This is a genomic window from Bacillus sp. F19, assembly GCA_023823795.1.
Classification (GTDB): Bacteria; Bacillota; Bacilli; order Bacillales; family Bacillaceae; genus Bacillus_P.
On the sequence record CP085710.1, the window covers coordinates 2,804,181 to 2,816,665 of the forward strand.

Annotated in this window: 17 protein-coding genes and 1 pseudogene; 4 read left to right on the forward strand and 14 right to left on the reverse strand. The window is 39.2% G+C overall.

Going from position 1 to position 12,485, the window contains the following annotated elements; genetic code table 11:
• Positions 1 to 184: 184 nt before the first annotated feature.
• The gene (locus LIT25_14340) at positions 185 to 1,588 is read right to left on the reverse strand and encodes a PDZ domain-containing protein (GenBank protein ID USK31834.1); all 1,404 of its coding nucleotides are present in this window, start codon (positions 1,586 to 1,588) and stop codon (positions 185 to 187) included.
• A gap of 307 nt (positions 1,589 to 1,895) precedes the next feature.
• Between LIT25_14340 and LIT25_14345 the strand changes: the two genes are divergently transcribed.
• The gene (locus tag LIT25_14345; GenBank protein ID USK31835.1) at positions 1,896 to 2,591 is read left to right on the forward strand and encodes a methyltransferase domain-containing protein; all 696 of its coding nucleotides are present in this window, start codon (positions 1,896 to 1,898) and stop codon (positions 2,589 to 2,591) included.
• Between the two features lie 81 nt (positions 2,592 to 2,672).
• Positions 2,673 to 2,936: a hypothetical protein gene (locus LIT25_14350; GenBank protein ID USK31836.1), complete on the forward strand. Its 264-nt coding sequence runs from the start codon at positions 2,673 to 2,675 to the stop codon at positions 2,934 to 2,936.
• Positions 2,937 to 2,972: 36 nt separating this feature from the next.
• Here the strand turns inward: LIT25_14350 and LIT25_14355 are convergent, their stop codons facing one another.
• The 3 genes from LIT25_14355 to deoD all read right to left on the reverse strand — a co-directional run bounded on the left by LIT25_14355 (position 2,973) and on the right by deoD (position 5,154).
• Positions 2,973 to 3,497: a mismatch-specific DNA-glycosylase gene (locus tag LIT25_14355; protein USK31837.1), complete on the reverse strand. Its 525-nt coding sequence runs from the start codon at positions 3,495 to 3,497 to the stop codon at positions 2,973 to 2,975.
• Positions 3,497 to 4,279, reverse strand: coding sequence for a M15 family metallopeptidase (locus LIT25_14360; GenBank protein ID USK36283.1), 783 nt, complete (start codon positions 4,277 to 4,279; stop codon positions 3,497 to 3,499). Before LIT25_14360 ends, LIT25_14355 begins: the two co-directional genes overlap by 1 nt.
• A gap of 173 nt (positions 4,280 to 4,452) precedes the next feature.
• Positions 4,453 to 5,154 carry a purine-nucleoside phosphorylase gene (gene deoD, locus LIT25_14365; GenBank protein USK31838.1) on the reverse strand — a complete coding sequence of 234 codons (702 nt, stop codon included), beginning with the start codon at positions 5,152 to 5,154 and terminating at the stop codon, positions 4,453 to 4,455.
• Between the two features lie 180 nt (positions 5,155 to 5,334).
• Here deoD and LIT25_14370 point away from each other — a divergent pair, with 180 nt between their 5' ends.
• Positions 5,335 to 5,478 carry a hypothetical protein gene (locus LIT25_14370; protein USK31839.1) on the forward strand — a complete coding sequence of 48 codons (144 nt, stop codon included), beginning with the start codon at positions 5,335 to 5,337 and terminating at the stop codon, positions 5,476 to 5,478.
• A 37-nt stretch (positions 5,479 to 5,515) separates the two neighbouring features.
• Here the strand turns inward: LIT25_14370 and LIT25_14375 are convergent, their stop codons facing one another.
• The 3 genes from LIT25_14375 to LIT25_14385 form a co-directional block, all read right to left on the reverse strand.
• Positions 5,516 to 5,824: a hypothetical protein gene (locus LIT25_14375; GenBank protein ID USK36284.1), complete on the reverse strand. Its 309-nt coding sequence runs from the start codon at positions 5,822 to 5,824 to the stop codon at positions 5,516 to 5,518.
• Between the two features lie 66 nt (positions 5,825 to 5,890).
• Positions 5,891 to 6,511: a phosphatase PAP2 family protein gene (locus LIT25_14380; protein ID USK31840.1), complete on the reverse strand. Its 621-nt coding sequence runs from the start codon at positions 6,509 to 6,511 to the stop codon at positions 5,891 to 5,893.
• Between the two features lie 25 nt (positions 6,512 to 6,536).
• Positions 6,537 to 6,680 (reverse strand): hypothetical protein, encoded by a 144-nt coding sequence (locus tag LIT25_14385; protein ID USK31841.1) that lies wholly within the window; start codon positions 6,678 to 6,680, stop codon positions 6,537 to 6,539.
• Between the two features lie 149 nt (positions 6,681 to 6,829).
• Between LIT25_14385 and LIT25_14390 the strand changes: the two genes are divergently transcribed.
• Positions 6,830 to 7,603 carry a glycerophosphodiester phosphodiesterase gene (locus tag LIT25_14390; protein USK31842.1) on the forward strand — a complete coding sequence of 258 codons (774 nt, stop codon included), beginning with the start codon at positions 6,830 to 6,832 and terminating at the stop codon, positions 7,601 to 7,603.
• A gap of 79 nt (positions 7,604 to 7,682) precedes the next feature.
• Here LIT25_14390 and LIT25_14395 read toward each other — a convergent pair whose 3' ends face one another.
• From LIT25_14395 to LIT25_14425, 7 genes and pseudogenes are all read right to left on the reverse strand, one after another.
• The gene (locus LIT25_14395; protein USK31843.1) at positions 7,683 to 8,555 is read right to left on the reverse strand and encodes a sulfite exporter TauE/SafE family protein; all 873 of its coding nucleotides are present in this window, start codon (positions 8,553 to 8,555) and stop codon (positions 7,683 to 7,685) included.
• A gap of 165 nt (positions 8,556 to 8,720) precedes the next feature.
• Positions 8,721 to 9,330 (reverse strand): annotated as a pseudogene (locus LIT25_14400) (DMT family transporter).
• A 145-nt stretch (positions 9,331 to 9,475) separates the two neighbouring features.
• On the reverse strand, positions 9,476 to 10,204 hold the full coding sequence (locus LIT25_14405) for a class I SAM-dependent methyltransferase (protein USK31844.1): 729 nt from the start codon (positions 10,202 to 10,204) through the stop codon (positions 9,476 to 9,478).
• Positions 10,201 to 10,515: a hypothetical protein gene (locus tag LIT25_14410; GenBank protein ID USK31845.1), complete on the reverse strand. Its 315-nt coding sequence runs from the start codon at positions 10,513 to 10,515 to the stop codon at positions 10,201 to 10,203. The genes LIT25_14405 and LIT25_14410 overlap by 4 nt, the downstream gene beginning before the upstream one ends.
• 690 nt (positions 10,516 to 11,205) lie before the next feature.
• A complete protein-coding gene (locus LIT25_14415; GenBank protein ID USK31846.1) occupies positions 11,206 to 11,427 on the reverse strand; it encodes a hypothetical protein in 222 nt (73 codons plus the stop codon).
• Between the two features lie 102 nt (positions 11,428 to 11,529).
• Positions 11,530 to 11,817 carry a hypothetical protein gene (locus tag LIT25_14420; protein ID USK31847.1) on the reverse strand — a complete coding sequence of 96 codons (288 nt, stop codon included), beginning with the start codon at positions 11,815 to 11,817 and terminating at the stop codon, positions 11,530 to 11,532.
• A 191-nt stretch (positions 11,818 to 12,008) separates the two neighbouring features.
• Complete coding sequence (locus LIT25_14425; GenBank protein ID USK31848.1) at positions 12,009 to 12,470, reverse strand: helix-hairpin-helix domain-containing protein; 462 nt, start codon at positions 12,468 to 12,470, stop codon at positions 12,009 to 12,011.
• Positions 12,471 to 12,485: the final 15 nt, after the last annotated feature.

Genomic DNA, 12,485 nt, shown 5'->3' on the forward strand with positions numbered 1-12,485 from the left:
CGAGAATGACTATCTTCAATCCATATATCTCGAATTCAAATTAATTATAGGTTGTTCCAATTTGAAAGTCAACTCATAACCGGTTGTTTTTCCATTATTACTTTACCCTTCCTATTATAGAAAAAACTCCTTATTATGGAAAAAAGCGCAGACAATGAAGCCTGCGCTTTTAAATCCTTTTTCTCTACATTTGTTCCTTTAATACTTTGATAGCTTCTTCCATCTGCGTATCATTTTCTTTCAGCTGTGCCTGCAGCGTTTCAAGCATTTTAATCGTGGTTTCTCCACTGATAGTTCCAGTAGATTTCAGGCTGTTCTTTGCTTGAAATTCTGTGACAGCATTTTTTGTTGTTTCTTCATAAAATCCGTTTGTTTTTATATTTTTGTAGCCTAATGCCTCAAGCATTTGCTGAGCTACTTTCACTTCAGCAGATGAATCTCCCTGCTTTAATTCTTTATCTGGATTTAAATATGGAAGATTTGCGTATGCCGGCAGAGAAACTTTATGCTGCGGTTCGATTCCTTTTTTATGAATCCATGATCCGTCAGGCGTAAGCCATTTCGCGATCGTGTATTTAATCGAGGATCCGTCTTCAAAGCTTTTGGCTGTTTGGATCGTCCCTTTCCCAAACGTTTTTTCTCCGACAATTGGAATACCTGCAGATTGATTCAAAGCACCGGCCATAATTTCTGCAGCACTCGCGGTTCCATTATCTACAACAACGACAACTGGAACATTCACGGCAGAATCATTTTGGGATTTTTGAACTTCTTTTGAACCATCTTTGTTTTCGATTTGCATGATGGTTTTCCCTTTAGGAACGAAAATATCACTCATTGCAATCGCCTGATCAAGCAGACCGCCTGGATTTTGTCTTAAATCAAGCACAAGTCCCTTTACTTCCTGATCATTCAGATCGTTTAATGCATCAGCCAGTTCTTTTCCGGTCGTTTCTGAAAACTTTGTAATCTGAACCTTGCCAATTCCGCTTTCAACCTCTGTATAAACGGTTTCTATAGGGATGGTATCTCTTGTCAGATTAAAATCGAGCTCACCTACACCGTCACGTTCAATAACGAGCTGAACCTTTGAGCCTTTTTCACCACGGATCAGCATAACAGCTTCGTTGACTGTCATTCCTTCAACGCTTTTGTCATCGACTTTCAGAATTTTGTCTTTTGGCTTAAGGCCGGCTTTTTCAGCGGGTGAACCTTTAATAGGAGAAACAATCATAATTTTCCCGTCAGATTCTTGAACCTCAGCACCAATTCCTTCAAAAGATGATGAAATATTCTCATTGAAACCCTTTGCTTCCTCCTGATCCATATAAGTTGAATACGGATCATCCAAAGATTGAAGCATTCCTTTAATTGCTCCGTCTACAAGTTTTTCCTGATTTGTATCCTGATAAAATTCGCCTTTAAGCGTGTCGTATGTAGAATAAAGCTTTTCAAAGGGGTCATCGCTTTTCCCCTGGGCCTGACTCAGGCCGCTGTCTTTCTGAACGACCGCAAACGTAATACCTGCGCTAATGATGGCAGTTAAAAGGATTGCAAACAGAAATTTCACATTGTTATTTTTAAACAAATTAACACCACCCTCATTATGTAATCATTATGAGTAACGAAAACAAAATCGTCAAGAACAAAAGTACAGGCGCCAGAGCTTGACGTCGATAAATTTATTTCATTACCCACAACCTTATGACCTTTATCATTTTCTGTATCTAAAACACAGCGAATCCCAGGTCCTTCACACAGTATTTACTATAAAGCTGAAACCATTCCAGTGTTTTAAAATTCAATTTTCATTTAATGTTTTCGGACAAATTGGAGAATCAACTTCACAGGAAGATGGAAATCCGCATAATTTAGTTTGAAAGGAGTTCATGCAAATGCCTGGCTATCTTGATTTACTTGCACAACTTGGAGTTGGGGGCGCCCATCCAGGCGGCTTCATGCTGACAAAGGAGATTATCGAACTTGAAATGATTCCTGAATCAGCAGCCATTCTTGACGCTGGCTGCGGAACCGGCCAAACCTTACAGTTTCTAAAATCGCTGAATTATAATGTGACCGGTTTAGATATTGACCCCATTATGCTTCTAAAAGCAAAAAACAGATTAAAAGAAGATAAATGCCTTGTACAAGGATCAGTCGAGAACCTTCCATTTAAAGAAAAACAATTTGATTTCATTTTTTGCGAGTCTGTTTTGAGCTTCACAGATTCTATTCAGTCATTGAGAGAACTGAACCGGGTAATGAAAGATAACGGTGTTCTTCTCGCGATTGAAGTGACAGGTGCAGATCAGACTGACCGCAAACTAAAGGAAAAAATACAGTCATTTTATGGATTTCACCATCTATTTAATGAAGAGGAGTGGAAGTCCGCAATAAAATCAGCAGGCTTTCAAAAAATTGAAGTCCGCACAGAAGATGACTTTATAATAGAAAAAGATGAACCGACAACAGAGTTTGATATGTCAGAAAATCTTGAGCCCGTTTATTTTGACATGCTTGCTGAGCACGAAAAACTCCGTGAAGCCTATCATCTCGCAGTTGAATTTCGCATTTTCAGATGTGTGAAATAAAGCATATCGGGGTAGACGTACAAACCCTTCTCCCTTATTTTTCATAGTTTATGAAGAGCAGGTAGAAGGGAGGAAAAAAAATTGTCACAAAATTATTATCACCTTTGCTGTCAGTACCATGGTAAAGTTGTCCGCATCAGTGATCGATTTGGAAATCAGCATGTTGGCAGAATTACAAATGTTACACGGCACAAGGTTTATATTCAGCCCTTAGGAGGACGCGGGCGCGGCGGTTTCGGCATGGGATTCTACGGTGGCTATGGCGGCTATGGCTATGGTCGCCCTTATGGAATCGGCTTAGCGTTTGTAACAGGCGTAATTTTAGGCGGTTTGCTGTTCTGGTAAGAAATTGAAAGAACTAAAAAAGCAGTCTTTTCATTATTAAATGAGAGACTGCTTTTCTTTGATCAAATTAGCTAAACTTTTATAGATATCAACAATCTCATTCTGCTTCATTCTCACCAGTCCGCTTGAAGAAGGAGCAGTGAATTCCATAACGCCTTGAGCAACTGAATCGGGCTGCAGACCCCATTCTGCTTTCTGTTTTCCGCTATAGGATAAATAAACACCTTTACCGACGAAGCAGGCTATTTTCGGCTGATAGAACATCAGCTTATTCAATAGCACTTTTTTGCCTTCACGATACTCTTCAGCTGTTATTTCCGCAGCAGTCTTCGTTGGTCTGTGGACGATATTAGTAAAACCAAATCCTCTTTCAAGAAGCTTGAAATCTTCACTAGGCAAATAAAGCCTGTCCGTTATTCCTGCATGAGAAAGAATTCTCCAAAAACGATTGCTTTTACTTGCATAATGATGCATGACTTCAGCTGAATACAAACTCGGATTAAACCCGATGAAGATGACATCCAGGTCGTGATTCAACAGATCAAGATCAGGATGACTCATTACATTTTCTTCACTTTATCAAAAAATTCTTCAAGCGTCAGATCGTTTTCATAGATTTCCGCTGCTTCATTTACTCCTACATAGCGCAAATGCCATGGCTCATATGCAAACTGTGTAATATCTTCTTTTCCTTTTTGATAGCGGATAATAAAGCCGAATTTATGGGCATTCTCCTTAACCCATTTTCCTTCTGGCGTATCTCCGAATTTCTCGGTTATATCCATACCGGCACTTCTGCTTGTAATATCCATTGCAAGGCCGGTCTGATGCTCGCTTTGACCTGGAAGAGCAACTGTTTCAAGTGCCACTTCATCGCCTTTACGTGCTTTCTCAACATTTAAAATGCCGGTTTGACGTTCATACGACCTGTATCCGGATACTGCAAATAGCTCAATACCTTCTTTTGTTGCCTGTGCAAACATTTTTTCAAGGGCAATAGCTGCTTCTTTACGAATGTAACGCTGCGGTACATCTGTATCTCCAAATGAGAACGCCACCTTAGGAGCAACAAGGTCAGCGGGCTCATATGCAGAAGGAAGAGAATATTCCTTATTCACGAGCACCATTCGATTCTCGGGATTTGTAATCGTCGGCTTTCCATTGACTTCTTGAATCTTGTTGAAAAATTGCTCTTCTAATTGGAACTGAGCGGTTTCTTCTTTTGGCTTTTCCTGTTTTTCCTGCTGGGTTTCAGATTGGCCTTCTTTAAATGGATTAAGATCCTTTGACAGTTGAATTCCGGTGCATGCCGAAAGTAAAAGCGTCATGGGAATAATAGTCATTACTTTTGCTTTTTTTACGTTCAAAATTAGTTCACCCTACCTGCCTGTATGTCTTTCATACTTTCATTTTATCACTATCGCCTAAAATGAGAAAAACTATATCTGTCAATTGTGGCAGATCTTGTCGAAAAAAGGGAAAACACACGAAAAAATTTTCGTGTGTTTTTCCTTTTTTATTTAATTGCTGCCTCTAATGCAATTTCCATCATTTCATTAAACGTCGTTTGACGCTCTTCAGATGTTGTTTCTTCGCCTGTTAAGATGTGGTCGCTTACTGTCAGCACGGATAATGCCTGACGGCCGAATTTAGCTGCAAGCGTATAGAGTGCTGCTGATTCCATTTCAATTGCCAGAACACCGTATTTCGCCCATTTCTCAAGCTCGGAGTTGTCATTGTAGAACATATCTGCAGTAAAGACGTTTCCGACTTTCAGTTTTAAACCTTTTTCAGTTCCGGCATCATATGCGTACTTCAGCAATTCAAAATCAGCAGTTGGCGCGTAATCGACTCCGCCGAAAGTCATTCTGTTCATTTGTGAATCGGTGGACGCACTCATCGCCAGAATGACGTCTCTTACTTTAACGTCCTTCTGAATGGCACCGCACGTTCCAACACGGATTAATTTTTGAACATTATAGCTTTGCATAAGCTCATTTACATAAATCGCAATTGATGGAACACCCATGCCTGTACCCTGTACAGAGATGCGATGGCCTTTATACGTTCCAGTAAATCCAAGCATCCCGCGTACTTCGTTATAGCATACTGCATCTTCTAAAAACGTTTCTGCTATATATTTAGCTCTAAGCGGATCTCCAGGCAAAAGAATGGATTCTGCAATTTCGTTTGGTTTTGCTCCAATGTGAACACTCATCTTTCATACCTCCAGTTATATGTATAAAAAGGTGCTTTTTCAATATACCATAATCAGCACTCAAAATCTTTTCTCCTTCTACATTTTCCGATTTAACCAGCATCTTATACATGAAAATTATTTACTGTAGTGAAAACTGATCAGTTTGTAAAAAATATAGAGGACAAGGAGGGGTTACTTTTGGGCAAAAAACACCGTAATCGCATCAATGGGCAAAAAAAGAATAACCATATACCGCCTGAAGCTATTGAAGCAGAAGAAAATGCTCACGGCAAAGAAGAAACTTCAGCCAAACGAAAAAATGGGCCTGGTCATAACTTATAAAATTAGAAAGGCAGCGATGTTAGATCGCTGCCTTTCTTTATCTGACATGAACCCTGTTAATCTTTGTCCAGCCGCCAGATAACAGCTTGTAGTATGTTTGTCCACGTTTTACTTCGTCAATTAAAAGAATATCTCCAGTTGATATAAACCTTGCCTCATAATCATCCGGCACTCGGTCAGAAACGTTAAACATACAAAAAACATGTTGAAGAGCTTCGTTATGTCCTGAAGCCTTTATATTCAGACGGTATACTTGTTCATAGCCTTTTTCTTCACCAAATTTAGGTGTTTGGAAGATGGTGATGTCGTAATTCTGGCACCTCTTTTTTACCGTAAAAAGAATCAAACCCATTTTACGATTCCCCCTTCAATTCGATACATTATGTATTAGAGGGGAAAAGGCAAATTTCCTTCATCTAAGATAGTCTAGTTTTGTCGATTTTATCATTTCGTATACTTTTATTAGGATGAGCAGCCAGACCATACCAGCTGAAAATCCGGCCAGAACATCTACTAAGTAATGCACGCCCAGATAGATTCTGCTCATGCCGATTAAGCCTATCAAAATAACTGTGATTCCGATCCACCATGTTCTGCTTCTTTGCTTTGATGAAGTGAACGAAATCACCAAATAACAAAGAAATCCATAAAAAGCAGTTGAATTCATTGCATGTCCGCTTGGAAAACTGTAATGCGCTGCATGGATAACTGCATCAAAGGACGGTCTTTCCCTATGAAAAAAATCCTTTAGCTCATCATTGATAAAGCGAATGGAATAAAAAGTTCCCCACAAAAATATGACAGGCATAAACTTTCTAAAAAACAAAAGAACAATAGATGCGAAGATCATAATGGGAAATTCCACTTTGATTGACCCAATATCACTGACTGCGAGAAAAAAGAAATTTAAAGGCTCAGTCCGAAAATCCTCTGCACCTTTTACAACTGCATTATCCATCTGCTGAATGCCTTCCATTTGATAAAGTACAGCTAGAAAGATAAAAAGAGAAAGAAAAAGAGGTATTTTTTTCATTGAAACTCCTCCCCCGCTGCCATCTTTATATTTTTTTATGTTTTTTTTGCTCTTTGTGCCCAGGAGCCGGCTTTGCTTTATGAGCGATCTCGTTTGAAAACTCTTCCTGATGCTTTGCAGGCTGTTTTTTCGCTTTCTGCTCTGCACTATTTTGATGTTTATGTGCCATACTTGTTCCTCCTTCCCGAAAATTTGTCACCCTTTTATTTTTTCAAAACTCAGGAGAAACATTCACATAAACGCTTTGTCCATCAATGGCATATTATAGGACATAAGACTCTGATTCAGTCAGAAAGGATGATTTAACTGAAATATCTGGTGGTCATTGTATTTTTGCTTTCCTTCCTTGCTCATTATTTTCTGGCGGCTGATTCGCCATCCTTTGATGAAGAGCTTTTTATTGCACACCGCGGACTATCCTCTCTCGCTCCTGAAAATACGATGTCTTCGTTTAATTCTGCCGCCCGTGAAGGATTCAATATGATTGAGCTTGATGTTCAAATGAGCAAGGACAAACATTTGGTTGTCATTCACGACATTACCCTTAAAAGAACCGCAGGCCTTGATAAAAAAATTTCAGATCTGACATTGAAGGAGCTGAAAACTCTCGATGTCGGTGAATGGTATGACGAATCGTTCGCAGGCGAAAAAATTCCTACGTTAGATGAAGTTTTTATGAAATATAAAGGTCGCTATCATCTGCTCATTGATTTAAAACGCCCCTCTATTTATCCTGGCATCGAAAAAGTCCTTACAGATAAAATATTGAACGCTTACTCTCCTCATGAGTTTTCTATGCTCTCGATTCAATCAACTGAGCTTAAGAGCATTATGCTTCTTAATGCATTCCTGCCCCAAATCAAAAAAGGACTTGTTATCTCTTCTCCTATCCCCTATCATCAGCTAAATGAGCTGGGAGCAAAAATTGATTTTATCACAATGCACAAACGATGCCTGAATTATTATTTTTATCAGCAGGCCAAACGGGCGAAACTGACTCTCTATATTTGGGGCATACACAATAAATATGATTATAAAAATGTAAAAAGACTAGCTGTTGATGGGGTTGTGGTGGGGAAAAGGTTTGATTAGAAAACCGAGAATGTCCTTATTTCGCAGTTAAGGCGAAATAAGGACGTTCTCGGTTTGGCTTTTATATAAAAAAAGCCGCTCAATAGGAACGGATTTTATTTCGTCGGGTTATAAAGGACGCTGCCATTTTAATGTAAAGTAAACCTAAAAATAAAAACAGAATAATCATGCCCAAAACTTCAAAGCCAATCAATTTCATGCCTACGCTCATTGCTGTGAAACAATACAGCATGCCAAGAAGCAATTTCATCTCTGCATGTTCGTATTTGGCTGTCATATAAGCACCGGCCTGAGCACCTGCAAGGCCTCCCGCTATCAAAAAAGCGCCTATCGATAAATCTATGGGAGATTTTATGAAATAAGTGATAAAGCCACTGCTGACAATAAATAATACACTGAGAAGACTTGTACCGATTGCGTCTTTAGGATGAAAACCGGATAACGAAATTAAGAGCGGCACGATGATAAACCCTCCGCCGACACCAAGCATAGTTGAGATAAATCCACCAATTGCTCCCGTAAGTACTAAAAGGACTATCGCCCATTTTTTAATTGGTTTTACCCCGATGCTCTTCTTTTTCTTTCTGAACAGCAAGCTCCAGGCAAAATAACTCAAAAGGAGAATATAAGTGACGGGAATAACGGTTTCATCATATCCATTATTATTCAAGTAATAGACAAAAGGATTGGCTGCCTGAGTTGCTGCCACTCCGCTTAGACCTATAATTATAGCTTCTTTCAATCTCAGGTTTTTCATTTTTAGATGAGCAATCATCCCCGAAACCGATGTTCCGATTGTATATAATAAACTGATCGTTATTGCAGTAATTGGCTCTGTATTCATCAGCAGCAAGACAGGGGTTAATATAAAACCGCCGCCGACACCGAAAAATCCGGATAAAATGCCAATCAGAAGGCCTACTGCGGCAAAAAGAAAGAAAATAAGAATCACACCTTAAGGCAGATTTACAACTCATTTCTTATTTTATAGATGGGTGCTGCAAAAGAAAAGGTCACACCTTATTTTCAGAATAAATACATTTCTGAGATGCGGCTTTAAAATGGTCACTAAAAAAAGGCTGATGTCACAGCCTTTTCAAAGTATTCCACTTATTTTTCAATCAGTCTCCCGGTTTTTCACTGAAACAAGAATAACACCGGCAATTATACAAGCTCCTCCCAGAAAAAAAGACGGACTCAGTTCTTCGTTCAAAAGCAGCCATCCTAAAAATGCCCCCGTCAATGGCTGGAAAAAGAAGAATAGGGAACCTGCTCCCGCTGTATTCCATGTTTTGCTTGTACCCAATGACTGTGATGACCCCAATTGTCGCCAAAAGAACAGAGATCAGTTTTCTTGGCGTAATCTTTTCCTTAAGAATAACACCTGCAAACAGAACCACAAATGCAGGTGTGGCCGATGTGAGCAGTGCTCCAGTATGAGCATCAGACAATTTTGTGCCGATGAACTGACATAGTATGGAAACGAAATAGCCAATGAATCCGATCCATGCAAAGAGAAGATAATCCTGTTTTGTATACTTAGGCTTTATGCCTTTTTGAGAATGCTTCAGCAGAGTGAATAAAACTGCCAACGCAATAATGAAACGCAGCCAGACTAATGTAAAAGGGGGAATGTACTCAAGCACGTATTTGCTGACCACATACATTCGGCCCCATATGCCTGCGGCAAGTGATAAACAGACCGCTCCTGCCCATGATTTTTTCATTGATGACGCCTCAATCCAGTTAGGATTTTACTTTCCATATCCTAAAGACAGGGCTGGAATTCATCCTTTCCCTTCTTTAGGAAAGAATGGTTGGCTGGTCATTTTCAAATAGAGAAAAGAATAGCATTTTATTTTCCACCTTTTTTTAACGAGTTCTGGCAATAATTCCGTTATGAACTTTAATAAAACCGTGCCTTAAAATATCGAAACCATTTTCATAAATGTACATTCCCATTTGCTGAATCGTCATTAATTCCCTGTACGTATGATTCATGACATCAGCCATGATCTGATAATATAATTTGGATTTCAACTGAGCCCTCGGGGTAGTTAAGATCGCATATCCCCCATCTTTTAAAAACTTTCTGTGCCAATCAATGGACTCAGGTTTTTGGTCATCAGGAAAATGTTCAATCATGCCAACGCTTATGACGATGTCAAACTCTTTTCCAAATGGAAGATTTCGAATATCTTCGACAAGGTAAGTGATGTTAAAATCGTTCTTATACCACACTTTGGGTGCGCCAGTCACAGGTTTTTCACCTAAAAAAGGGTAATGCTCAGGAAATTCGGCAAACCGGCCGTCTCGGCAAAAAGGATCATAGTCCACCATGACAATTTCACCGCCTGGATACATGGCAGCAAGCTGCATCGCTTCATTGCCTTCGGCAGCACCTAAAAATAGAATTCTTGGTTTTGAAACATGCAGCCCCTCAAACAGTGCTCTTTTCCCCCGCGGATCCCAGATGCCATCTTCAGTGCGGTGAATATAATTCCAAAGCCTGAGCTTCATTGATTTGCCTAGAACTTCTTTAACCTCAGCCGGACGGAATGCAGCAAAATTTTTCTTTAGTTCATCATTAAATGCATTCATTTCTTCTGGTCATCTTTAACAAACCATTCATGGAAGGATTTATTAAAATACTGCCATGATGTATGAACAGGCATGGACTTTTGATTTTCTTTTTCCCAGTCCTTTCGATCTTTTGCAAATGTTTTGACTTCGTAAGGTTTTCCAACATCCTTCCACGTCAGCATCGACCAGTCCTGAACCAGATTTGTTGCAAAAAGCTCGCCTTTTTCTTCCTCTGTATAGGCGCGAAGATCAATTTTAAAGCTTTCAGATAAAGCTGTTTTTCCAATATCACTTTCTGTAAAAGGACGTACTTCAGCTTCTGTCGGCATGGAAAACCTCCATTTTTTCTGAATTTTAAATTAATTTTATCAACCCTTGTCCGTATTAGCAAAGAATATTTAAGCACAGCAGAAAAATAAAAAAATGAAATTCAATGAGAAACTAAGAAAAACAGAGAATTTGAGAGATTTACAAGTTGTAAACGCTTTATTTGACTTTATACAGATTATTCTGAATCTTTAATTATTGTAAAGATTTTGTTAAGATGAATTTACTCACTCATAGGAAGGCGTGATTCCAATGACGACGGTAAGCGAAGCATATCAGAATCACATCCAGTATAAAATCAGCCCGTGAAAACTGATTTTGAGGTGTGTGGATATGCGGGGAAACATGAATCTGACTAAGGGGATGATTCCAATGACGACGGTGAGCGAAGCATGCTAAGATCATGATGCAGATGAAAATAGCCCGTGAAAACTATTTTCGCAGCATGTGGGTATGCGGGTAATCAAAGCAAAAGAATAAACTGATCGAATCCGTGCAAGACATTAATTGAAAGCAATCAATTGATTCACAGCAACGAATGGTTATTAGTAAGAAAGGAAAGAACAAAAAAGTGAATATGTTTGATTCAAGATAAGACGCTGTTTATGTTCTGTATACATAGACAGCGTTTTGTTTTGAGCTTTTTTTCATAAAAAAACGTTTCTTTATAGAAACGCCTTCAGCTTGAATATTTAGTTGCTTGCATTTTCTATAGACTTATATTCTTCCTCTAAATAATGAAGGAAGCGGTCTGCTGCATCATGCACCGGTCCATATTTCCCTGTATCTTGAACACGCTGTTTTGCAGCATCTAAATAAGGATAATAAGCTGCCTGAATTTCCAGGTCCTTGATTAATTGTTCCCGCGTTTTATCCAGTACTGTATACTTTCTAGTCCAAAGATTCTCACTCATATCCACTTTCAACCCTTCCCTTTTCACAAGAAGCGCGGAGCTCGCTTCGATTCTTTATGTATATAGTTCGCCCGAAATTTATCTGCGGTATTTATTATAAGTTTAAACAGTTTCTAATAATGCAGCAGACAAAAAAGGAAACTTTTCAGCTGTTTCCCCGCCGAATTCCTCTGTAAGAGCTGCTGCAAGCATGCTTGAGACCGTTTCTCTTTTTTGAATATCAAATGACATGATTTCATTGGCATTTAATCCGAATGTAAGGCCTGTATGCGTGTAGCCTATAAAAAAGCGGTCTGTCTGCAGACTGTTAATGACGTCTTCTTTCTCTAATCCGAGAGTGATTAAAGATAACTTTCCTTTTTCTGTGCCGATTTCAATTTCGTAGATCATGGCTGCATCCTCCTTAAATTGTAGTGCGTTAAAACTATGTAATGTTCATGACAAATCGTTTCCATTAAGTCAGAAATAAATTGTCTTTCTATACTATACGTTCCCTGCCGCTCTTTTTTTGTCTGTTCTATTAAAATGGAGGATTTTTTTAATGCTGAAACTCTTGTTGATTCAGTATTAAAATAGGCTCTTTACTCGTGCCATGCCTTAACGGGCCGGTCATCAGGATACCCGAATGTTTCACGGTATTTCTTACGCTCCCCGGTAAAATCCCACCAGTTTTTATCACTGCCTGGATGATTTGCATGATAGACAGCACATCTCATGACGTCTTCTACACAAGGATCCATCCATACACCGTATTTTTTCTCAAGTTCATGAACAAGCTCTTCTCCTTTCCTGTTCTTTATATCCGCTAAAGCAGAGAAGCCAAAATCTACAGCCAAATTATGGGCAAGCTTTGGGCCCACTGACGGAATAGACTGAAAGACAGCAAGTCCAATTAATTCCCCGGCACGTTCGTTTGGAACTTCAATTAAAGCAGCTAATTCGTTTGCCTTCATCTCTTTTATCTCTGAGAGTTTGATTTTGCCCTTTCTCAGGTGTTCCCTCTCCTTGTCAGTTAGGGGAAGTTTTGGTGATTTTTGCTTCATTTCGTTTCTCCTCTC